At 68.6% G+C, this 21611-nt stretch carries 18 protein-coding genes and 1 pseudogene; 11 read left to right on the forward strand and 8 right to left on the reverse strand.

The annotated features are described in order from the left end of the window. Positions 1-86 precede the first annotated feature (86 nt). Positions 87-1568, reverse strand: a complete 1482-nt coding sequence (locus NL1_RS08405; protein ID WP_067836083.1) for an FAD-dependent monooxygenase — start codon at positions 1566-1568, stop codon at positions 87-89. Positions 1569-1637: 69 nt separating this feature from the next. Here NL1_RS08405 and NL1_RS08410 point away from each other — a divergent pair, with 69 nt between their 5' ends. From NL1_RS08410 to NL1_RS08420, 3 genes are all read left to right on the forward strand, one after another. Continuing rightward, a complete protein-coding gene (locus NL1_RS08410; protein ID WP_245673138.1) occupies positions 1638-2318 on the forward strand; it encodes a TetR/AcrR family transcriptional regulator C-terminal domain-containing protein in 681 nt (226 codons plus the stop codon). Positions 2319-2442: 124 nt separating this feature from the next. Next, complete coding sequence (locus tag NL1_RS08415; protein ID WP_156094753.1) at positions 2443-2886, forward strand: hypothetical protein; 444 nt, start codon at positions 2443-2445, stop codon at positions 2884-2886. A gap of 128 nt (positions 2887-3014) precedes the next feature. Continuing rightward, positions 3015-5669, forward strand: coding sequence for a DEAD/DEAH box helicase family protein (locus NL1_RS08420; RefSeq protein ID WP_067836087.1), 2655 nt, complete (start codon positions 3015-3017; stop codon positions 5667-5669). A 36-nt stretch (positions 5670-5705) separates the two neighbouring features. On the opposite strand, the gene NL1_RS08425 is transcribed toward NL1_RS08420, so the two are convergent. Together NL1_RS08425 and NL1_RS08430 are read right to left on the reverse strand one after the other, a co-directional pair. After that, positions 5706-6209, reverse strand: coding sequence for an SRPBCC family protein (locus NL1_RS08425; RefSeq protein ID WP_067836089.1), 504 nt, complete (start codon positions 6207-6209; stop codon positions 5706-5708). Then, positions 6155-6883: a phosphatase PAP2 family protein gene (locus tag NL1_RS08430; RefSeq protein ID WP_156094755.1), complete on the reverse strand. Its 729-nt coding sequence runs from the start codon at positions 6881-6883 to the stop codon at positions 6155-6157. Before NL1_RS08430 ends, NL1_RS08425 begins: the two co-directional genes overlap by 55 nt. A 120-nt stretch (positions 6884-7003) precedes the next feature. On the opposite strand from NL1_RS08430, the gene dcd reads away from it, so the two are divergent. After that, positions 7004-7603, forward strand: coding sequence for a dCTP deaminase (gene dcd, locus NL1_RS08435; RefSeq protein ID WP_067836093.1), 600 nt, complete (start codon positions 7004-7006; stop codon positions 7601-7603). A 109-nt stretch (positions 7604-7712) separates the two neighbouring features. Here dcd and NL1_RS08440 read toward each other — a convergent pair whose 3' ends face one another. Further along, positions 7713-8162 (reverse strand): hypothetical protein, encoded by a 450-nt coding sequence (locus NL1_RS08440; protein WP_067836095.1) that lies wholly within the window; start codon positions 8160-8162, stop codon positions 7713-7715. A gap of 220 nt (positions 8163-8382) precedes the next feature. On the opposite strand from NL1_RS08440, the gene NL1_RS08445 reads away from it, so the two are divergent. From NL1_RS08445 to NL1_RS08455, 3 genes are all read left to right on the forward strand, one after another. Further along, positions 8383-9771 (forward strand): helix-turn-helix domain-containing protein, encoded by a 1389-nt coding sequence (locus NL1_RS08445; RefSeq protein ID WP_067836097.1) that lies wholly within the window; start codon positions 8383-8385, stop codon positions 9769-9771. 35 nt (positions 9772-9806) lie between these two features. After that, positions 9807-11063, forward strand: coding sequence for a pyridoxal phosphate-dependent aminotransferase (locus NL1_RS08450; RefSeq protein ID WP_067836099.1), 1257 nt, complete (start codon positions 9807-9809; stop codon positions 11061-11063). Between the two features lie 537 nt (positions 11064-11600). After that, complete coding sequence (locus tag NL1_RS08455) at positions 11601-12881, forward strand: YibE/F family protein (RefSeq protein ID WP_067836101.1); 1281 nt, start codon at positions 11601-11603, stop codon at positions 12879-12881. Between the two features lie 7 nt (positions 12882-12888). Here the strand turns inward: NL1_RS08455 and NL1_RS08460 are convergent, their stop codons facing one another. After that, complete coding sequence (locus NL1_RS08460) at positions 12889-14325, reverse strand: DUF7159 family protein (RefSeq protein ID WP_067836103.1); 1437 nt, start codon at positions 14323-14325, stop codon at positions 12889-12891. Positions 14326-14468: 143 nt separating this feature from the next. Continuing rightward, on the reverse strand, positions 14469-15791 hold the full coding sequence (locus tag NL1_RS08465; protein ID WP_067836105.1) for a UDP-glucose dehydrogenase family protein: 1323 nt from the start codon (positions 15789-15791) through the stop codon (positions 14469-14471). 138 nt (positions 15792-15929) lie between these two features. Between NL1_RS08465 and NL1_RS08470 the strand changes: the two genes are divergently transcribed. The 4 genes from NL1_RS08470 (at position 15930) to NL1_RS08485 (ending at position 19671) form a co-directional block, all read left to right on the forward strand. Then, complete coding sequence (locus NL1_RS08470) at positions 15930-16466, forward strand: YdcF family protein (RefSeq protein WP_067836107.1); 537 nt, start codon at positions 15930-15932, stop codon at positions 16464-16466. A 311-nt stretch (positions 16467-16777) separates the two neighbouring features. Then, positions 16778-18007: an acyl-CoA dehydrogenase family protein gene (locus NL1_RS08475; RefSeq protein WP_067836109.1), complete on the forward strand. Its 1230-nt coding sequence runs from the start codon at positions 16778-16780 to the stop codon at positions 18005-18007. After that, positions 18007-19155, forward strand: coding sequence for an acyl-CoA dehydrogenase family protein (locus NL1_RS08480; RefSeq protein WP_067836111.1), 1149 nt, complete (start codon positions 18007-18009; stop codon positions 19153-19155). Before NL1_RS08475 ends, NL1_RS08480 begins: the two co-directional genes overlap by 1 nt. Before the next feature lie 48 nt (positions 19156-19203). Next, complete coding sequence (locus NL1_RS08485; protein ID WP_067836113.1) at positions 19204-19671, forward strand: hypothetical protein; 468 nt, start codon at positions 19204-19206, stop codon at positions 19669-19671. Between the two features lie 244 nt (positions 19672-19915). Here NL1_RS08485 and NL1_RS08490 read toward each other — a convergent pair whose 3' ends face one another. Then, on the reverse strand, positions 19916-20434 hold the full coding sequence (locus NL1_RS08490; protein WP_067836115.1) for a helix-turn-helix domain-containing protein: 519 nt from the start codon (positions 20432-20434) through the stop codon (positions 19916-19918). A 96-nt stretch (positions 20435-20530) separates the two neighbouring features. Continuing rightward, positions 20531-21611, reverse strand: a pseudogene (locus tag NL1_RS38115) (Fe-S oxidoreductase); the annotation flags it as partial.

Below are 21611 nucleotides of genomic sequence, written 5' to 3' on the forward strand. Positions count from 1 at the left end.
CTGGGCCGGTCAACTTCCATACTGCCTCTTCGGCTATGTCCGTGGGCGGCCGAGATCCAGGTACGCGCCGCCCGGACGGTGGCGGCTCAGTGGGTGGTGATCGGGGCGAGCCAGTTTCGGAGGGCTTCGGCGAGGCCGTCGGTGGTGAGGTCATCGGTCGCCCAGGCGGTGTAGCCGTCGGGGCGGATGAGGAGGGCGGTGGGGCGGGGGATGTCCCCTACCCCGGGGACCGACCAGTGGGCGGCATGGCTGCGGGCGAAGACGGTGTCGAGGTGACCGTTGCCTTCGGGCGGAGTCGGCGATGTGTCATCGAAGCGGAGCAGGACCGGGCGGGCGGGGCGGAGCAGTTGGTGGATGCGGGTGGGGCCGTCGGCGGTGACGAGGTCGACGTCCGGGACGCGGCGTCCGGCGAGCGGGTGGTCGCAGCCGGTGTCGTAGTGGATGTCGAGTGCGGTGATCATGAGGCCGAGTCGATGACGGACGTCGTCCAGGGTGATCAGGTCGCCCATGATGTCGCGCAGGGCGTCGGTGTGCGGGCCGGGGCGGGAGAGCGCGGTCTGCGCGCGGGTGTTGTGCAGAACGCGGGCGGCGACCGGGCGGCGTTCGGCCTCGTAGGTGTCGAGCAGATCGTCGGCGTCGTCGCGCAGCGCGGCCGCCAGTTTCCAGCCCAGGTTGACGGCGTCCTGCACGCCCAGGTTGAGACCCTGTCCGCCGGCGGGGTAGTGGATGTGGGCGGCGTCGCCCGCGAGGAACACGCGTCCGGCGCGGTAGCGGTCGGCGTGGCGTGCGGCGTCACCGTAATGCGATACCCAGCGGGGGCTGTGCATGCCGAGGTCGGCGCCCGCGATCTCGGTGAAGTTGGCGCGGAAGTCGTCGAAGGAGAGCGCGGCGCCGCGCTCGAGGACCCGGTCGTGCCGTTGCACGACGAGCCGGTACCAGCCGGGTTGTAGCTGCACGGCGGAGAAATCGCCCATCCCGCGGCGGTGGCCGAAGAACGGTTCGGCGGGCGGGTCGTCCAGCTCCACATCGGCGATCATGCCGGTCATCGTCGCCTCGGTGCCGGTGAAATCGATCCCGGCGAGTTTGCGGACCGCACTGCGCCCGCCGTCGCAGCCGACGAGATACGCGGCGCGCATGCGGCGGATTCCGTTCGAGCCGCCGATCTCGATCTCGACGCCGGACGCGTCCTGCCGGTATCCGGTGACCGGCGCATCCCACCGCACGGTGACGCCGAGTTCCGTTGCGCGGCTTTCCAGTTCGCGTTCGATCAGCGACTGCGGAATGACGAGCACGAAGGGGTAGCGGGTCGCGTAATCGCTGAAGTCCAAGGGGATCGCGGCGAAGTGCCCGACCTGCCGCGGATGGCCTTGCTCGAGCAGCCCGTCGAGCAGGCCGCGCTGATCGAGGACCTCCATGGTCCTGGCGTGGATGCCACCCGCCCGGGATTCGCCGGTCCGCGCGGGCAGCGCGTCGAGCACGACGACCTCGAGGCCGAGGACGCGCAGTTCGCACGCCAGCATCAAGCCGGTCGGTCCGGCGCCTGCGATCACCACGTCGGTCGTGTCCATGTCATCTCCTTAACAACGTTAAACCATTAACGCCGTTAAGGAGATCAAGAACATTGTTAAGCTGTCAAGGTGTCGAACAAATCCGATCCGGCCAAGCTGGACGCCGAAGTGATCGCAGCGGCCGCGCTTGGCCTGCTGGACGAGGTCGGGCTCGACGGCCTGACCATGCGCAAGGTGGCCGCGGCGCTGAACGTGCAGGCGCCCGCGTTGTACTGGCACGTCGCGAACAAGCGCGAGTTGCTCGACACCATGGCGCGGGCCGTCTTCGTTTCCGCGGTCGATGGCGTCGAGGCGCCGCGACGCGACGAGGACTGGCGGGACTGGCTCGTAGCGCTCGCGGGCCGGTTGCGGCAGGCGATGCTCAGCTACCGGGACGGGGCGAAGGTGCTGGCCGGCACCTATGTCAGCGACGAATCAATGTACCGCACAGTCGAATTGACCCTGCGCACCCTGCAAGACGCGGGTTTCTCGAAAACCCGAGCGGCCCGCGTCTTCCCGATCCTGCTGCACTACACCGTCGGCTTCGTCATCGAGGAGCAGGCACGTTCCGACGGAGAGTACGGCGACCGGAACCCGTATCTCCCCGAACGCCTCGCCGGCCTCGTCGACGCCCACCGCTACCCCCTCACCGCGCAACTGGTGACCGACGTCTTCTCGGGCGACACCGATACCGAGTTCACCGAGGGTCTACACGTCATCCTCGCGGGCATCAACGCCATGCCACCGGAACGCATGTCACCCGCCGACTGACCGCACCGGACCTCTCGCAGGCAGTCCACGCGCCTCACAGCGGTTCTCGCATCGATGCGGTGACTCTGATGCTCGGGTAGTTCTTCCTTGTCCTGATGTCGAGCCCGGCGTAACAATGGAATTCATGGGGAATCAGCTGGGCACTCGACCGCTGGTGCGGAGGTGGGATGCCGGTTTGGCCGCGGTGTTGTCCGTGCTGGCCCTGCTGCTCGGGGTGGCCGTCGCGGTCTTCATCACGATTTTCTATGGGTGGGCGTCCCTGATCGGGTGGGCTGTTATCGCGCTGGCGTTGGGTTTTGCCCTGTGGCGCATGATCATTGGGTTCCGGACGGGCGGGTATTTGTGGTTCTGGCCGCTGCTCGCGATCCCCGTGATCATCGCCGTCTTCATGACCGGTGTTGTCCTCTACGCGGACTTGTACCCCTGTGGTTGCGAACCACGTCTACCGCCCGAACCGGTTGAGTTGTCCGCACCGCCCGGTGTCACGCCGGGGCGTGGAAGCGTTGAAGCCGAGCCTATGCCAACAGGATTCGGTGGCGCGACACGCGGACCTACCATCGAGTCATGAACTGCTCACCGTTGCCTCCGGGATGCTGACGAGTGGGGACCGCCGGTTCATCTGCGACGTGGGTTGATCTCGCGCCCACCTTCGCATGGCGGACTTCGCAGCGACATCTGCTCGAACTGTGCTCGCACGTGACCGGCGGCCGGTGGCATCTGTGCGCGCCGCCGGGCGCGGGCAAGACGCTCATCGGTCTGGAACTCGCTCGGCAGGTCGGCGGCCGCACGCTGGTCCTGTCGCCGACGGCGGCGATCCGCAACCAGTGGTGCGCCGCCGTCGCCCTGTTCGGTGCGGAGCCGGAGACCTTCGCGAGCACGACGCTGGATCGTCCCGCGCAGCTGTACTCGGTGACCTACCAACTGCTGGGCAATCCCGGGGCCGCCGAGCAGGAGCTGCGCGACGCGGCACGGCGGAAGTGGGTGGCCGAGGTCGTGGCGCAAGTGGGTGCCGAGGCTGCCGCGGATCGGATCGCCGGAGTGGAGCGCAGTGACCCCCGGCGCGCGAAAACCGAACTCGCTCGCCATGTTCGGGCTTTGCGAAGGTCCCTCTGCACGGGCGAAGACATCGGTCTGGACCCGGCGCAGTTGCTGGGGGAGCGGACCAGCGCGCTCATCGACCGCATCGCCGCGATGGACATCCACTGCCTCGTGCTCGACGAATGTCATCATCTGCTCGACTGGTGGGCGCTGGTCGTGAATGCTCTGGTCGCCCGGCTGTCGGAGCGGCGGCAGCTTGCCGTTGTCGGGCTGACCGCGACGCTGCCGGATCCCGACACCGTGCAGGAGGAGCTGAACTACACCGGCCTGCTCGGCCCGGTCGATGCGGAGCTGCATTTGGCGGCGATGGTCGCCGAGGGCGGCGTGGCGCCGTGGCGTGACGGGGTGCGGGTCGTCGAGCTGGAGCCGGCCGAGTCGCGGTTGCTGGACACCTGGTCCACGTCCTTTTCCGACCAGCTCGACACCGTACTGGTGAGCGAGCCGTTCATCGATTGGGCGGTCACCCGGGTCGAGGGCGTGGATGTGTTGGCCTGGAATCGGTTCTGGGACAACGACCCGCTCGTCGCCGCGGCATTGACCCGGTGGTGGATCGCGCGTGATCTGTCGCTGCCCGCCGGTTTCGACCCGCCCGAGCCGGGGGCCGCCGACGACGCTATGACTCTGGACGATCGCCTCCTGCTCGTCGATGCGTGGTTGCACGCACCGGACGCCGAGGTCCCGCCGCAGACGCGGGACGACACGAAGCGAATCCTGCGCAGGCACGGCGTCGCGATCTCCACGTCGGGACTGCGCTGGACCCGTTCGACCGCTGACATCGTGTGCTCGCGGTCGACGGCCAAAGGCACGGCGGCGGGCGAGATCCTGAATCAGGAGGCGCAGGTCCGGCAGGACCGGTTCCGTGCTCTGGTCGTTGTCGAACGCGATCGCGCGATGAGCCCGCCTGCCGCAGGAAGGGCTGTCTTGGGGGAGGACGCGGGCACCGCGGCCGGAGTGTTGGCGGCGGTATGCGGCGTCGGCCAGGTCGCTCAGCGGGGAGTCCTGTGTGTCACCGGCAGCGGGGCGTGGTGCGATGCGCTTGGCGCGGAACGCATTCAGCACGCCGTCAACGTGTCTGCACAGGACGGTCGGTGGGTCACCACGCGCGGCTGCGACATTCCGGCGGTCGTGGAGTTGGTCGGCCGTGGAGCCGCGTGGGAACCGGTGCACTGGCTGCGTGCGGCTCGCGCGGTGCTCGAGGACGGAGCCGCGCAGACACTGGTGGCGACCAGAGCGCTTGTCGGCGAGGGCTGGAACTACCCCGGGATGAACGTGCTCGTCGATCTCTCCGAAGTCGGCAGCTCCACCGCGATGACACAGTTGCGTGGCCGCGCGCTGCGGATCGACCCGCAGCAGCCGGACAAGATCGCGTCACTGTGGGACGTGGTCATCGCACACCCGACCGCGCACGGGGACTGGAGCCGGTTCCGCCGCAGGCATGCACGGTGGTGGGGCCCGAACTGGGACGGCGCCGTGGTGACCGGGCCCGGCAAAGTGCATCCGCGGGCGACCGGCGTGACTCCGCCGCCCGCAACGGAACACGAGGCGATCAACCACGCGAGCGCGGCGGCGATGGCCGACCACGAGGACACGTCGCGGGTGTGGTCGGGTGTGGACGCCGACGGAATCGCCACGAGCCAGCTCCGCGTCGTGTCCCGGCGCAAGCGCAGGCAGGTGCGCACGCGGGATCGCCGCTGGTGGCTCCCTGGCGCAGGCGTTGCCGTTGCCGCGGGGACGGCAGGCGCCGCCGCGGTCGATGTGGCCGGTCCGGCGGCAGTCCTGCCGGGCGTCGCGGTCGCGGCCTGCCTGCTGGCCCTGTCGATTCGTGGGAGGGCGCGCTCCGAGCGGGAGACCCTGCTCGCGTTCGGCCGGGCCGTGGCGGCGGGACTGGCCGCCGTGGGCCACCCCGAACTGCGCGCGGCGAAGATCGTCGGAACATCCGACTCCGACGGTGTCGCTATCCGGATCCACAATGTCGTCGACGACGCCGCCACCCTCTGGGCCGACGCACTGGAGGAACTGCTCGGCCCGCTCGGCACTCCACGCTGGATGCTGATCAGTGGCGACCGAGCATGGCGCGTCCCCCGCCAGATCGGCGCTACGAAGATGTCGGCCGAAGCCTTCGCCCGATCGTTCCGGCGCCACGTACCGGGCGCCCGGCTGCTCCGCGCCGGAACCGCCGAGGCCGCGGCCCACACACTTCGAGCCGCCCGAACCCGCCCGGACACTCTCCACCGCTCCCTCCGCTGGACATGACTGCCCGGCTCTTCTGCCGCTGCGCGGGGCGTCGCGTCAGTTCGCGCTTTCCAGATCCGCTTTCAACCGCTCCAATGTCCGGCGGATGTTGCCGCGCTGGAATTCGGCGAAGCCGGGCTTTCCGGTGGCGAGGCGGTCGAACCACAGGGTGGGGAGATCGGGCCAGCCGCGGCGATCGTCGGTCCAGGTTTCGGTGATCTCGGTTCCGCCGGTGACCGCTTCGAAACGGTATTCCCAGCTGGCGATGGCGACCGGAAGGATCGGTGTGCGCAGGCCGTAGCGGCGGACCTTGAAGGCGAACAGGGCGCCGCGGTCGGCGGCGGTGACCTCGCAGCCCGTGGACCACTGCATGCCGCGGCGCTTGTTGGTGCCGACGAAGCGCATGCCGACGCGGGTGGGCGCGCCGGGCTCGGCGAGTTCCGCGCCGATGTTCTCCGGGCTCCAGCGGTGGATCTGGGTGACGTCGCTGACTCGGTCGTAGGCCGTCAACGGGTCGATCGCGACGACGATCCTGTCGGAGACCTGTTTTGTTCGCGGCACGAATCGACTGTAGCGGCGGCCCGCACCCGCGGCGACAGGTAGTGGAACACGACCAGGCAGAGCAGAATCCACAGCGCCCCGATGGCCCAGCCTGCCAGCACGTCGGTGGGCCAGTGCACGCCGAGATAGACGCGGGAGACGCCGACCGTGGCGACGAACAGGACGGCGAGCAGCGCCGCGCCCGCTCTGGCCACCGGCTGCCGGAGCTTGGGGATGAGCACGATCGCCACGATCCCGACCACCACGAACGTGCCGGTGCTGTGCCCGGACGGGTAGGACAGGCTGTGCTCCACGGCGAGGCGATCGGCTACCGGCGGACGTTCCCGGCCGACGAGTCTTTTCGCGATCACGACGATGAGGCCGCTGCCCAGCGCGGTCACGGCGACGAGCCCGGCGTGCAGCCGGTCGCGCACGTGCAGCAGGCCCGCGCAGACGATCACGGCGAGAATCGTCATGGACAGGGTGTCCCCGCAATTGCTGACCATGCGTGCGGCGGGCGTGAGCACCCCGTTGCGGTTCTCGATGGCCCAGCCGGAGACCTCCGGATCCATCGTGGCGAGCCCGCTGCTGGCGAGGACATTGCTGGTCAGCACGGCGATGAACGTCGCGAGAACCACGCCGAGCGCGACGAGCGGCGGGGCCGTTAGCACTGTCCTGCGGGGAATCGGGGTCACTGCTCCCAGGTTGCCCGCTCGCGCTGAGAATTAACTGAAGATCGGCGGATGGAGTATCGCCGATCCCGTCCGCCCCCGTGCCGTCGAACGACCCGATTCGCCGGGCGCTACGCTCGTGCCGTGCTGCTTTCCGATCGTGACCTCCGCGCGGAGATCGCCGCTGGGCGTCTCGGGGTCGAGCCGTTGCTGGAGAGCCTGATCCAGCCGTCGAGTATCGACGTTCGCCTGGACCGGATGTTCCGCGTCTTCGACAACACCCGCTACACCCATATCGATCCCGCGCAGCGCCAGGACGAGCTGACCAGCCTGGTCGAGCCCCCGCCCGGCGAGCCGTTCGTGCTGCACCCCGGCGAGTTCGTGCTCGGCTCCACGCTGGAGGTGTGCACGCTGCCGGACGATTTGGCCGGTCGCCTGGAGGGCAAGTCGAGTCTCGGCCGCTTGGGCTTGCTCACGCATTCGACGGCGGGTTTCATCGATCCGGGGTTCAGCGGGCACATCACGCTGGAACTGTCGAACGTCGCGAACCTGCCGATCACCCTCTGGCCGGGGATGAAGATCGGCCAGCTGTGCCTGCTCCGGTTGACCAGCCCCGCCGAGCACCCGTACGGCAGCGCCGTGGCCGGTTCCAAATATCAGGGCCAGCGCGGACCGACTCCCTCGCGCTCCTACTTGAACTTCCCGCTACCCGCCGAGGTGCTCGACGCCGCCGAATCGCGGTAGCGAGTTCGCCCGTCGCGCACGACGACCCACGACCGAATCCGCCCCGCCGACTGCCAGGAAATAGGGGCGGATTCGGCCGCCGGTTCGGCGACGGGGACCGACGACGCATTCAGTCCCCGCCGCCCGCTCCCACCGCCAGCGCCGTCGTGACGACGGTGGACAGCGGAGGGAGCGTGTCGCCGCGGCTCGGTGGAGTGACCCAGAAGCACCCTTCCCGGGTCCACCGGCCGAGCCCCGTCGGCAACATCACTGCACTGCCGATGGCAGGTATTCCGATGTCGAGACGATTCAGCACCTCCAGTACTTGTGCGCCGGGACGGCTGTCCGGCTCGGCCAGGAAACTCCAGCGGATCTGCCTGGCCAGCATGGGACCCCTCGTCCCCTGCTGTTCCAGTGCCGCCCTGACCTTTTCGGCCCGGGCCGTCGGCAGGTGTACGACACAGACTCGGCCGCTGATGGGCAGCATCACGAAACCGCCACGTTCGGTTACCGGTAGCCCGTACTCGTGTCGGTAGAAGGCCACCCAATCTTCGACTGTCCTGAGTTTCTCCACGTTCACAGCCACTCCTCGCCTCCTGCTACCAGATTCGGGCCAGTGACCGCGACGCGGCATCGCCCCCATGCGCGCCTTCCACTGCCAATCCGCTGCCTTTGGCCGGGCGAACCTCGCTCACCGCGGTCGAGCCACGCAGCAGCCCATAGCAATTGCGAATTATCTGTGGCCGTAGCCACAAAGCCCTCGTACCCTGGATGAAGGTTCGTGCGGAAGGGATGACACCGTGGTCCGGCACTGGTCAGGTAGGGAGACCCGCGCCCTTCGCGATGCCAAGCGGATGAGCATCCGGGAATTCGCGGCGCATCTCGGTGTCCACGAACGCCTGATTTCCAAGTGGGAGGCGGGGGGCGGTCGAGTCCATCCGCGGCCGGTCAACCAAGCCGCGCTCGACACATCCCTCGCCAGGTCCGACGATGTTGTGCGGGCACGGTTTGCAGCGCTGATCGGCGAACCGCCGATCGATGGACCTGCCGGTTGCGACGTGCGTTCCGCTGCGGGGACGCGCGCCAAATATTCGAGCGACGCGGACCTCCTTGCTCTCATAGACGCCGGTGCGATGAGAGGTGATGCGTTAGCAGCGATTTCGGAGAGGGATCTGATCATGGCGGCTGCCCACGAGGCCAGCGAACACGCAGGCCGGGCCGAGAGCAGCAATGTGGGTGCGACCACGTTGGAACAGCTCGACGCCGATGTCACGCGCATCGCGAACGATTACGTGCACATCCCGCCGGTTCCGATGATGGTGGAGATGCTTCGAGTGCGGCGCCGGGTGTATCGACTGCTGGAGGGTCATCAGCGCCCGGCCGACACCAGCCACCTCTACCTGCTCGCGGGCACGCTGTCCGGCCTGCTCGCGAACGCCAGCACCGATCTCGGTTACCTCGACGCGGCGGGTGAGCAGGCCAGAGCGGCCTGGGCCTACTCCGAGCTATGCGGGCACAACGGGCTACGCGCCTGGACCCGCGGCATGCACGCGCTGATCGAATACTGGTCGGAGCGTCCGCGCCGGGCGGTGCTGCTCGCGCAGAGCGGACAGGATTTCGCCGAATCGGCGACCGCGAAGGTGCGGCTGCTCAATATCGAGGCCAGGATCTGGTCCAAGATCGGCAGCGCCGCCGACACCGATCGCTGCATCCGCGCCGCCGACGAAGTGCGCGAGCTGGCCGCCACCGACAACCTGCACGACGAGATCGGTGGCGTCTTCGGGTTCCCCGACGCCAAGGCCCAGTACTACGCGGGCGCCACCTATATCCATCTCGGTCAGGCCGAGCCCGCGCTGGCCGCCACCGAACGCGCCATCGACCTCTACGCCAACGGCCCCTCCGAGAAACGCTCCTACGGCGCCGAGGCGCTGGCGCGGGTGGACTGCGCGGCCGCGCATCTGATCAACGGCAGCCTCGACGGCGCGGCCGAGGCGCTGAGCCCCGTGCTCGGCTTGGCCGAAGACAAGCGCATCGCCCAGCTCGAGGAGCGGCTCACCGGGGTGCGCCGACGAATCGCCAAGCCCGCCTTCCGCGACGCCGTCGAGGCCCGTTTACTGGACGAACGCATCGAGGAGTTCTGCGGGGCGACCGCCGCAAAGGGCATCCCGCCTGGGAATACCGCACCCTGACGCGGCCGGTAAAGCCCTTGCGGGGGGATGGCACCATGGGACGGGTGAGCCCGAGTCATCTACCCCATCGCCCGCCGCGCGCTCTGGAGCAGTCCACGAAGCTACAGAACGTCGTCTACGAGATCCGTGGACCGGTACACGCGCATGCGGCACGGCTGGAGGCGGAGGGCCACCGCATCCTCAAGCTGAACATCGGCAATCCGGCGCCCTTCGGTTTCGAGGCGCCCGACGTGATCATGCGCGACATCATCGCGGCGCTGCCCTACGCCCAGGGCTACTCCGAATCCAAGGGCATCCTGTCGGCTCGGCGCGCCATCGTGACCCGCTACGAGCTGGTGCCGGGCTTCCCCGAGCTGGATGTGGACGACGTCTACCTGGGCAACGGCGTCTCCGAGCTGATCACGATCACCATGCAGGCGCTGCTGGACAACGGCGACGAGGTGCTGATTCCGGCGCCGGACTATCCGCTGTGGACGGCGATGACCAGCCTGGCGGGCGGCACCCCGGTGCACTACCTGTGTGACGAGTCCAACGGCTGGCAGCCCGACGTAGCCGATATCGAATCCAAGATCACCAGCAAGACCAAGGCGCTGCTGGTGATCAATCCGAACAACCCGACCGGCGCGGTCTACTCGACCGAGGTGCTCCAGCAGCTGGTCGACCTGGCTCGCAAGCACCAGCTGCTGCTGCTCGCCGACGAGATCTACGACAAGATCCTCTACGACGACGCCAAGCACATCTCGCTGGCCAGCCTCGCGCCCGACCTGCTGTGCCTGACCTTCAACGGCCTGTCCAAGGCCTACCGGGTCGCCGGATACCGGTCGGGCTGGCTGGCCATCACCGGTCCGAAGGACCATGCCGCGGGCTTCCTGGAGGGCATCGACCTGCTCGCTTCCTCCCGGCTGTGTCCGAATGTCCCCGCGCAGCACGCCATTCAGGTCGCGCTCGGCGGACACCAGAGCATCGAGGACCTGATCCTGCCGGGCGGGCGGCTGCTCGAACAGCGCGACGTGGCGTGGGAGCGGCTGAACATGATCCCCGGTGTGTCCTGCGTCAAGCCGAAGGGTGCGCTCTACGCGTTCCCGCGGCTGGATCCGAATGTGTACGAGATCTACGACGATTCGAAGCTGGTCCTCGATCTGTTGCTGCAGGAGAAGATCTTGATGGTGCAGGGCACCGGCTTCAACTGGCCGAACCACGACCATCTGCGGATCGTCACGCTGCCGTGGGCGAGGGATCTCGCGGTCGCGATCGAGCGCTTCGGCAATTTCCTGGCGAGCTACCGACAGTGATCTGCGTCGCGGGCCTTTGACCCCGAATCGCCCTGCTTCTGGGCCTGAAACATACCGAATGTATGAATAGAAGCGAGTTTTGAAGACTAGCTAGCGCAAAAGTGCGACTTTTGTGTACAGTGGCTTCTGGCACTTCGAGTGCCCGGTCGGGTTGCCTACCCCCCCTGGGCAACCTGGCCTCGGGTTCGGCCGCCTACCCCCCTGGGCGCCGGCCTGCGGGCGGCGGAGACATCCCCCTGCTCTCCGCCGCCCCCCCGGACCGCCTCCCCGCGTTTCAGGCCAGACTCAGGTGCGTGGTGATTTGCGTTGGCGGCCTGCGGTAGGTGCGTGGTTTGGTTAGCCCGTACCCGGTGAGTTACCCGGATCTTGCGAGATCAGTTGTTGCTTCTCGCTGGTCCCTTGTGTACCCGATGGTGCTTGGCCGCCTGATCTTGAAAACGACATCCTTTATGCTCGGCACCGCGCAGCTGCCTCGGGTCAGCCGGTCCTGTCGTCCGGCACGAGCACCCGTGGCTACGACGGACAAGTAGGAGCCCGGTGACCGACCACCATCATCACCACCACCACGACCACTCCGGCCCGATCGCGATCGGCGCCACCGCCGCCCGCGTCGTGGTCGGACTGCTGACCGTCATCGGCTTGCTCACCGTCGTCGCCACCATCGCGCTGTGGCCGAGCAGTCAGGCCGTCGAGATCCCGCTGCCGATGCAGAACGCGGGCGGCGGCGCGGTGGAGACCGAGGCGGGCACGGTCGTCGTGCAGGATGTCGGGCCGTGCGGCAGTCCCTCCCTCGGCAAGGTGTTCGCCGACAAACCCGAGGCCCCCCGCGCCAACACCTACACCTGTCAGCGCAGCCTGATCACCATCGACTCCGGTCCACACCAGGGCAACAAGACGCTGCTCGAAATCGCCCCCGGCCCAGGACAACCCGACCTGCGCGCCGGTGACGAGATCCGCCTGGTCCGGCAGACCGATCCGGCCGGCACTCCGCTGTACTCCTTCGAGGACTACTCGCGCGGGCTTCCGCTGACCCTGATCGTTGTCGCGTTCGTCGTGGTGATCATCGCGGTGGCGCGCTGGCGCGGCCTGCGCGCGCTGATCGGTCTGGGGTTCGCGTTCGCGGTGCTCGTGATGTTCCTGCTGCCCGCGCTGCTGGACGGCAAGCCGGCGATCCCGGTCGCGCTGGTGGCCGGGTCGCTGATCCTCTACGCCGTGCTGTATCTCGCGCACGGCGTCAATCTGCGCACCAGCTCGGCGTTGCTCGGCACACTGACCTCGATGCTGCTCGCCGCGGTGCTGTCCTGGCTGGTGCTCGAGATGACCCAGCTCACCGGCCTTTCCGAAGAGCAGAACACCAATGTCGCCACCTACCTCGAGCACGTCAGCATCACCGGCCTGCTGCTCGCCGGCTTCATCATCGGCTCACTCGGTGTGCTCAACGACGTCACCATCACCCAGGCCTCGGCCGCCTTCGAGCTGGCCTCGCTGGACGAATCCGCTTCGCGCCGCGAGGTTTTCGCCGCGACCATGCGGGTCGGCCGGGACCACATCGCCAGCACCGTCTACACCCTGGTGCTCGCCTACGCGGGTGGCGCGCTCCCGCTGCTGCTGTTGTTCAGCGTGGCGGGGCGCTCGATGCGTGACGTCTTCGTCGGTGACGCGGTCGCCATCGAGATCGCGCGGTCGTCGGTCGGCGGTATCGCGCTCGCCCTCTCGGTGCCGTTGACCACGGGCATCGCGGTGTTGCTCGCCCGGCCGTTCGGCGGTAGGAAGACCCCGGCGCCCGCGCCGCGGCACGGTCGGCACTCGCGCGTCTGAGCGGCGGTCAGCGCGGAGGGGGCGGCGGCGCGGGGAAGGGGAAGACCTCGGGTGGGATGGTCGGCACCACGATCGGCGGGAGGCCGGGGACCACAATGGTGTTCGGACCCTGGGTGGTCGGCGCAGGGGTGGTCGTCTGACGGCGCGGCGGCGGCGCGACGGCCGACGCCTCGGTCTCCGTCGTGGTGGCAGGCGCCACCGCGATCTGCGGATCGAGGGTGGTGGTGCGCGGCACGCCGCTCGGCGAGACCGATGTCGAGCCCTCGCTGCTCTGTGAATCCCGTTCCAGGACTTGGGGTCCGTAGCCGAGGCCGAGGCCGATCGCGGCGACCACGGCCAGCGCGCTGACGGTCAGCACGGCGCCGTTCAGTTCGCGCTTCTCGCGGCGGCGCGGGTTGGCGGCCAGCCAGTCCTGCCCGAGACCGTCGATGTCGTCGAAATCGTCCGGCTGCGCGTTGCTCTTCGGACGTTTCGGGCGGCGCTTGGGCGGTGCGGAAAGCCATGCCGGTGAGAGATCCTCGCCGCCGTAACCGCCCGCCGCGGGGGCCTGGTTCGGAACCGGGGCGGGCTGGCCGACCGGGGCCGCGGGCCGGACCGGCCGGGCGAGCAGCGAGGCGCCGCGCGCGATGACCGTCTCGGGGCTTTCCGGCACGATGACCGGCACGCCCATCCAACGCTCCAGCACCTTGCCGATCAGCGGAATCCGGGCGCAACCGCCGATCGCGAGCACGCCGTGCACCGGGCGATCGGAGCGCACGATCACATCGCGGGCCATCCGCGCCGAGGACTCGATGGCCAGCATGATCAGCGACTCGAAGTTCTCCTGCGCCAGCAGCACCAAGCCCTGCTCGCTGGGCAGCGCGACCGCGGTATTGCTGGACAGCTGTTCCTTGGCCTCGCGGCACAGCGCGTCCAGCGCGGCCAAGCCCGCCGGGTCCTGCGGGTGCGCGATGCGGCCCGAGGCGATCTGCTGTTCGCGGATCAGCGAATCCAGGTAGTCGCCGCTGATGTCGCTGGTGCGCTCGCTGTGCCTGACCTCCCTGGTCTGGGTGTCGACCACGCTGACCGAGAGCCCGGTGCTGCCGAGGTCGTACACGACCAGCGAGGAGATGCCTCGGATATCGCCGGTGGCCTGGGCGAATTCGAGTGCGGCGAAGACCTCGGGCACCAGCTCGTAGTTGGTGATCTGCTGCCGCGCCATGGCGGCGCGCACCGACCTGGCCTGCTGTTCGCTGCGGTAGGCGATCGCGGTCGCGCCGATCTGGTGCGTTGCCATTGTGACGCCGACCGCCTCGGCGGCCAGTTCCTCGGTGCGGTGCTGGGTTACCGGAATGGTCTGTAGATCGAAGGCGTCGGGCGTGACATGGCCGGGGGGATTACCGGCGTGCGGTCGCGCCATACGGACAGCGCCGGCCCCCACCGAAACCCCCAGTACCGAACTCATCAGTTGCCTATCTCGTTTCACGCTTCACGACAAAGCGAGTTCGCGTCGGCAATGACGCGAACCGCTCCCGGGACCCTACCGGCGGCGCTCAGTCGTACACGAGGCAGGCGGGAGGTGTTCCAGCTCGGCCTCGACAGGCAACTCTACGGTGTGCCGAGTCCGGCGTATACCCATCCCGCCGCTCTCCAGGTGGCACGATTGAGACAGTTGCGGCCGTCGATGATCGACCTGCCGCGCACCACCCGATCCAGATCTTCGGGACGCAGCGCCGTGAACTCGTCCCACTCGGTGAGAACGAGCACCACGTCGGCGCGGTCGCACGCCTCGGCCACCGAGGTCGCGTAGTTGAGGGTGGGGAAGACCCGGCGCGAATTCTCCAGGGCCTTCGGGTCGTACACGGTCACCACCGCGCCATGCAGCTGGATCATGCCCGCGACGTTCAGCGCAGGCGAATCACGCACATCGTCGGATTCCGGTTTGAAGGCCGCGCCGAGCACCGCGACATTGGCGCCGAGCAGCGAGCCGCCGCACGCCTTGGCCGCCATGTCGACCACCTTGGTGCGGCGGCGCATATTGATGTTGTCGACCTCGCGCAGGAATGCGACGGCGTGATCGGCGCCCAGCTCACCGGAGCGCGCCATGAAGGCGCGGATGTCCTTGGGCAGACAGCCGCCGCCGAAACCCAAGCCCGCGTTGAGGAATCGGCGGCCGATGCGCGCGTCGTAGCCGAGCGCGTCGGCGAGCACGGTGACGTCGGCGCCGGTCGCCTCGCACACCTCCGAGACCGCGTTGATGAACGAGATCTTCGTCGCGAGAAAGGCATTGGCGGAGACCTTCACCAATTCCGCAGTGGCCAAATCGGTCAGCAGGAAGGGGACCTCGGCCGCGATGAGATCGGCGTAGATCTCGCGGACCAGGTCCTCGACCCAGTCCGCATTCTCGCGCCCGCGATCCACACCGAGTACCAGACGGTCGGGGCGCAGCGTGTCCTGCACGGCGAAACCCTCGCGCAGGAACTCCGGATTCCACGCCACCTCGACCTCGGCGCCCGCCAGTTTCCGCGCCCGCGCGCCGAGCGCGGCGGCCGTGCCCACCGGAACCGTCGACTTGCCGATGAGCACCGAAGGGCGCTCCAGCATCGGAGCGAGCGTATCCACCACGGCGTGTACGTATTTCAGGTCCGCGGCGTACTCGCCCTTCTTCTGGGGCGTGCCGACGCCGAGGAAGTGCACCTCGGCGTGCGCGGCGGCCTCCGGATAGGAGGTGGTGAACCGCAGCCTGCCCGCATCCAGATTCCGGCGCAGCACCGCCTCGAGGCCGGGCTCGTAGAACGGCACCACGCCGTCGGACAGCTTCGCCACCTTGCCCGGATCGACGTCCACCCCGATCACGTCGTGCCCGAGTTCGGCCATGCACGCGGCGTGCGTGGCCCCCAGGTACCCGGTTCCGAAGACTGTGCATCGCATGATCGATTGGTAAGCCCCGACGATGGCCGCGCCACGTCAGCGAGGCAAGGGTCACGGCAACAGCAGGTGTACAGGTGGAAACAGCCCCCGCTCCGCGGCGGTGAGCTGGGGTGATGCGGTGCCGCTACCATCGAAGCCGTGCGACGACGTTCGGTGACCCGTGCCGTGATCGGCCTCGTCGCGGTGCTCGCTCTCGCGGCGGTCGCGCTGTGGCCGGTCTACGTCCGCCCCCGCACCGACCCGCCCGCGGCGGCCGACGCGATCCTGGTCCTCGGCGGCGCGCACGACGGTCGCGAGCAGCTCGGCCTGCGCCTGGCCGCGGCGGGTTACGCGCCGCGGGTGCTCTTCTCCGACCCCTACGAGTACAGCGCGACGATGAACCGGATCTGTCACGGCGGTTACCGTTTCGACGTCGTCTGCTTCGACCCGTCCCCGCGCACCACCCGCGGCGAGGGACGCGAGCTGGCCCGCCGAGCGCGCGCCGAAGGATGGCGCCGCGTCATCGTCGTCACCTTCACCCCACACATCTCCCGCGCCCGCTACATCCTCGAAAAGTGCTGGGACGGAGAACTTCTCTTCATCGACCCCCAACCCGATCTCTCGATCGCCCGCTGGGTTTACGACTACGTCTACCAGTCGGCGGGGTATACGAGGGCGTTCTTCGAGGACTGCTGATCCTGTCTCCAGCAGACGGCGAGTGTCGGCCAGAATTCGGCGCGCGCATATGTTCTCTCGAGAGACCATATGTGTAAATAACTGCAGTTGAATGGGGAGTGTTGCGACTGTCTATTGCCTGGCTCATCGCCTACCGCTTTCTGCCGCCGAGCCGCAGAGTGCGAAGTTGGCTACCCAGCGTCCGGGCCTCTTCCGGCAGCAACTGCGGGCGGGTGGCTTCAGTTTGATTTCGGGCCGCGGCGGGCTTACATTGGGGGCGTGTTGGCTGGTGGCCAATAGTGGTGCACCGTGGCATACCCCCGGGAGGGCAGATGGATTACGACTGGTCAGCGGCCGATCTGGCCTTTCGGGACGAGGTGCGGGGTTTTCTGGACGCGAAGCTGACGCCGGAGTTGCGGCGGGCGGGGCGGCTGGCGACGAGCGTCTATCCGGATCACGAGGCCAGCACGGAGTGGCAGCGGATTCTGCACGAGCGCGGGTGGGCGGCGCCGCACTGGCCGGTGGAGCACGGCGGGTGCGACTGGAGCCTGACCCAGCATTACATCTTCAGCAGGGAATCGACGCTCGCGGGCGCGCCGACGCTGTCGCCGATGGGGATCAAGATGGTCGCGCCCGCGATCATCGCGTTCGGCACACCGGAGCAGAAGGCCTACTATCTGCCGCGCATCCTGACCGGCGAAATCTTCTTCTGCCAGGGCTATTCGGAACCGGAGGCGGGCTCGGACCTCGCCGCGCTCAGCATGGCGGCCGTCGACGACGGCGACGATTTCGTCTGCACGGGAAGCAAGATCTGGACCACCCACGCCACCGAGGCGAACTGGATCTTCTGCCTGGTGCGGACCTCGCGCACGGGTAAGAAGCAGCAGGGCATCACCTTCCTGCTCATCGATATGGCCACCCCGGGCATCGAGATCCGGCCGCTGGTGATGACTTCCGGCGAGCAGGTCCAGAACCAGGTGTTCTTCGACAACGTGCGGGTGCCCAAGAGCAATGTGCTCGGGCGCGTCGACGACGGCTGGACCGTCGCGAAATATCTGCTCGTGCACGAACGCGGCGGCGCGGCGGCGCCGATGTTGCAGGTCATGGGTCAGGAGCTGGCGGAGGCGGCGGCGCGCCAGCCCGGTCCGGACGGCAACCCGCTGATCGACGATCCCGCCTTCGCCCTGCGATTGGCGGACGCGCGAATTCGCACCGAGGTGCTGGAAGTGCTGGAATATCGGACGATTTCGGCGATGGCGCAGGGCAAGGACCCCGGACCCGCCTCCTCGATGCTGAAGATCCTGGCGACCGAGCTCAGTCAACAGCTCACCGAACTGGCGCTGGACGCGGCGGGGCCGGTTGGGCGCGTCTACCAGCCGCACGCCACCGCACCGGGCGGACCGATCGCCGAATTCACCGCGCCCGCAGACGATTACCGCAGCGGTGCCGACTGGCAGGCCGTCGCGCCGTTGCGCTACTTCAACGACCGCGCCGGATCGATCTACGCGGGCAGCAACGAAATTCAGCGAAACATCCTCGCCAAGGCAGCATTGGGGCTCTGATGGACTTCACACTCACCGAGGAGCAGCAGCTGCTGCGCGACGCGGTCGCCGGATTCCTCGGCGCCCGATACGACCTGGAGAAAAGCCGGGCCGCCGCCAAATCGGCGCAGGGCTGGCAGCCCGCCGTCTGGCGCGGATTCGCCGAGGAGCTCGGGATTCTCGGGGCGACGCTGCCCGAGCGGGTCGACGGAATGGGCGGCGGCGCTGTCGAATTGATGGTCATCGCCGAGGAATTGGGGCGGGCGCTGGTAGTCGAGCCGTTCATCGACACGGTCGTCGTCGGGGCCGGTCTGCTGGAACGGTCGGGCGGTGAACGCGCCGACGAGGTGCTGCGCGGGATTGTTTCGGGCGACGTTCGCACCGCGTTCGCGGCGCTGGAACCCACGTCCGGGCCCACGCTGCACGACGTCACCACAATGGCGCGGCGAGATGGCGATTCGTGGGTGCTCGACGGCGCCAAGTGCGTGGTGACCAGCGCGCCCCTCGCGACCCACCTGCTCGTCACCGCCCGCACCTCGGACGAGCGGCGCGATCGAGCCGGAATCTCCCTGTTCCTCACCGAATTCGACGCGGCGAACCCGCCCGCGGGCGTCGAGGTGCACTCCTACCGCACCATCGATGACCGCGTCGGATCCGATCTCGCCTTCACCGGATTCCGGCTCCCCGCCGACGCGCTGCTCGGCGCCGAGGGCGCGGCCTGGGACGCCGTCGAACCCACCGTGGACGCGGCGATCGCCGCCATCTGCGCCGAAGCCGTCGGCTGCCTGCGCAAGGTGCTGGCCGACACCGTCGAATACGCCAAGCAGCGCCAGCAATTCGGCGTGCCGATCGGCAGTTTCCAAGCGCTGCAGCACCGCATGGTCGACATGTACATGGAACTGGAGCAGGCCATCGCGGCATCCCACCTCGCCGCCAACGCCCTCTCCGCCGCCCCCGCCGACCGCGCCCGCGCCCTCTCCGCCGCCAAGGTCACCGTCGGCCGCGCCGCCCGCTTCATCGGCCAGAACGCCGTCCAACTGCACGGCGCCATGGGCATGACCGAAGAACTCGCCATCGGCCACTACTTCAAACGCCTCACCGCCCTGGAACGCGAATTCGGCACCACCGACCACCACCGCGCCCGCTACGCGCGTTTGACCAGGCCGTAGCCTGCGCAATTCGGGTGACATCAGAACTAGTTCTGACATACTGGTTGTATGGGTGCTACAGCTACATGGTCGGAGTTCCTACGTGACCCGAATCGGGTCATCGAGGCGATGGAGGAGAACGGGGATGTGACCCTCGTTCGTCGCTCCGCGCCGCCCGTACGGCTGTCGGACGCGGCCGAGGCCGCGGCGACCCAAGAGACCCTCGGTGCTCTGACCCAACTCCTCGCCCTGGCACTGGACGACGAGCTGCTCGAGCGGCTCGTCGACCGGCTCACCATCGCGTTTCCCTGGATCGAACTGCTGCCGGAGGACCGGCGACCGGAATTCGTCGCGGACTTCCTCAACAATGCCCGCGGCGGTCTGTCGGTCGGCCGTCTCTCCGGACTCACCGCGACGCTCGCCGCATGGCGCGACACCGCGGCGGCCTACGCGGACCCCCGCATCCGCGTCGACGCCTCCGACCTCGACTACCTCGACGAACCCGTCCCGGTGCCGAACCCCAAGGATGACGAGTGAGCAGGGGACGCGATGTTCCGAGGCCGTTCAAACTGCGACGGCGGACGGCTCTGGTACTTCGTCGAGCACGCACCGAAGGGCAGCAGAACCGCGGGCCGCGTGCTGCTGGAGCGCTGTCTTCCCGGGCATCCCAAGGAAACCGAGTAGGACTGCAGCGGAACCGTATTATCGACCGCCGGCGAGAGGAGGAAGTCGCGCTGCAGGCTCGGCCAGAGGACGCGGGTGTCGAGCGCCGCGCCGAACATCAGCCGCGCCGTCTTCTCGCGACCTCCTTGCGGACCTCGCATAGCCGATCGCGCACGGCGTCCGCATCGTCCTCGTCGAGCTCGATCGAGCTCGCGGCGAGCGCTTCGTACTGCCGTTTCCTGCGCTCGTCGCGGTAGGCGAGGACATCGGTCAGCAGGACGCGGCGTCGGGATCCTATTCGCTCCGAAGGGATTTCGTTCGCCCCGATCAAACGGACGACCGTCGGCCTGCTGACGCCGAGCAGGTCGGCGGCTTGCTCGGTGGTGAGTGTCATGCTCTGCGGAGCAACGGTGACCGCTTTGCCCTCGCACAGCGCCGCGACGACCTGGGCCAAGACACGATGCACCGACTCCGGAACCGCTACCGGTTCGTGCTCGTCTTCGCCGACCAACAGGTATCGAGGCCGGATGCGATCACCGCGGCGCGACTCGTGGGCCGCGAGGAAGCTCACGACGGGGGTGAGTTCCCCGGTCGGCTCGGGCAGATAGGTGCGCTGCATCAAGGCTTCGGACATCATCGACGTGGCCTCCTCACGAAAGACTCGCCATGAATAGCACTCGGCCCGGGTTCGGATCGAACCCGGGCCGAGCTTCGTATTCAGTTGGGAGCCGCGTCAGTTCTTGCGGCCAGGTGCCTTGGCGCCCGACTTGAAGCCGAGGCCGCCCGGCTTGGCAGCCGGAGGTGCCGCGACGGAGCCGTTGCCGGAGGTGCCGTTGGTGGGCTGCGCCGGTTCGGGCTGCGGGGCGGTTTCGGCCGGGGCTTCCGCGGCGGGGGCCGGTTCGGCCGGAGCCGATTCGGCGGGGGCCGGGGTCGCGGCGGCGCCGGGGGCCTTGGGGCCGGGGCGCTTGAAGCCGGACTTCATGGCGAGTCCCTTGGCCGGGACGGTCGGCTTGGTCTCGGTGGGAGCCGAAGCCGGTTCCGCGGCAGGGGTTTCCGCGGGCGCGGCGGCGGGAGCCGGAGCATCGGCCTTGGCGCCGGGCGCCTTTGCGGCACCCTTCATCGCCAGACCCTTGCCGCCGGGCGCCTTGGCCGCACCCTTCATGCCCAGACCCTTGACGGGCGGGGCGGCGGGCGGTTCCGCGGCGGGAGTGGCGTCGGCGGGCGCGGCTTCGGCGGCCGGAGCCGCCGCGGCCTTCGCACCCGGCGCCTTGGCGGCGCCCTTCATACCGAGACCCTTGCCCGGTGCCTTAGCCGGACCCTTCATGGCTAGACCCTTGGCGGGCGCGGCAGGAGCGGCAGCTTCCGCAGTCGGAGCCGCTTCCGCCTTGGCGCCGGGTGCCTTGGCGGCGCCCTTCATGCCGAGACCCTTGCCGGGTGCCTTGGCCGGACCTTTCATGGCCAGGCCCTTGGCGGGCGCGGCGGCTTCCGCGGCGGGAGCTGTTTCCGCCTTCGCGCCGGGTGCCTTGGCTGCACCCTTCATACCCAGACCGCCGGGTGCCTTGGCGGGGCCCTTCATGGCCAGGCCACCACCGGCCGGGGCGGCCTTGGCCGCGGGCGCCGTGGTTTCGGTGGCCACGACGACGGGTTCGGGCTCTGCCTCGGGTTCGGGCTCGGCCTTGGGCTCCTGGACGACGGTCAGGTTCTCGGTCAGCGTGGCGGGCTCTACGCGCTCGATGGCATCGAGCATCAGCTGGGCGACGTCGACGACCTCGACGCCCTCGCCCTCACCCTTCTCCTGACGGGCGGTGACGCCG

Origin of the sequence: Nocardia lijiangensis NBRC 108240 (assembly GCF_001613045.1) — a bacterium.
Classification (GTDB): Bacteria; Actinomycetota; Actinomycetes; order Mycobacteriales; family Mycobacteriaceae; genus Nocardia; species Nocardia lijiangensis.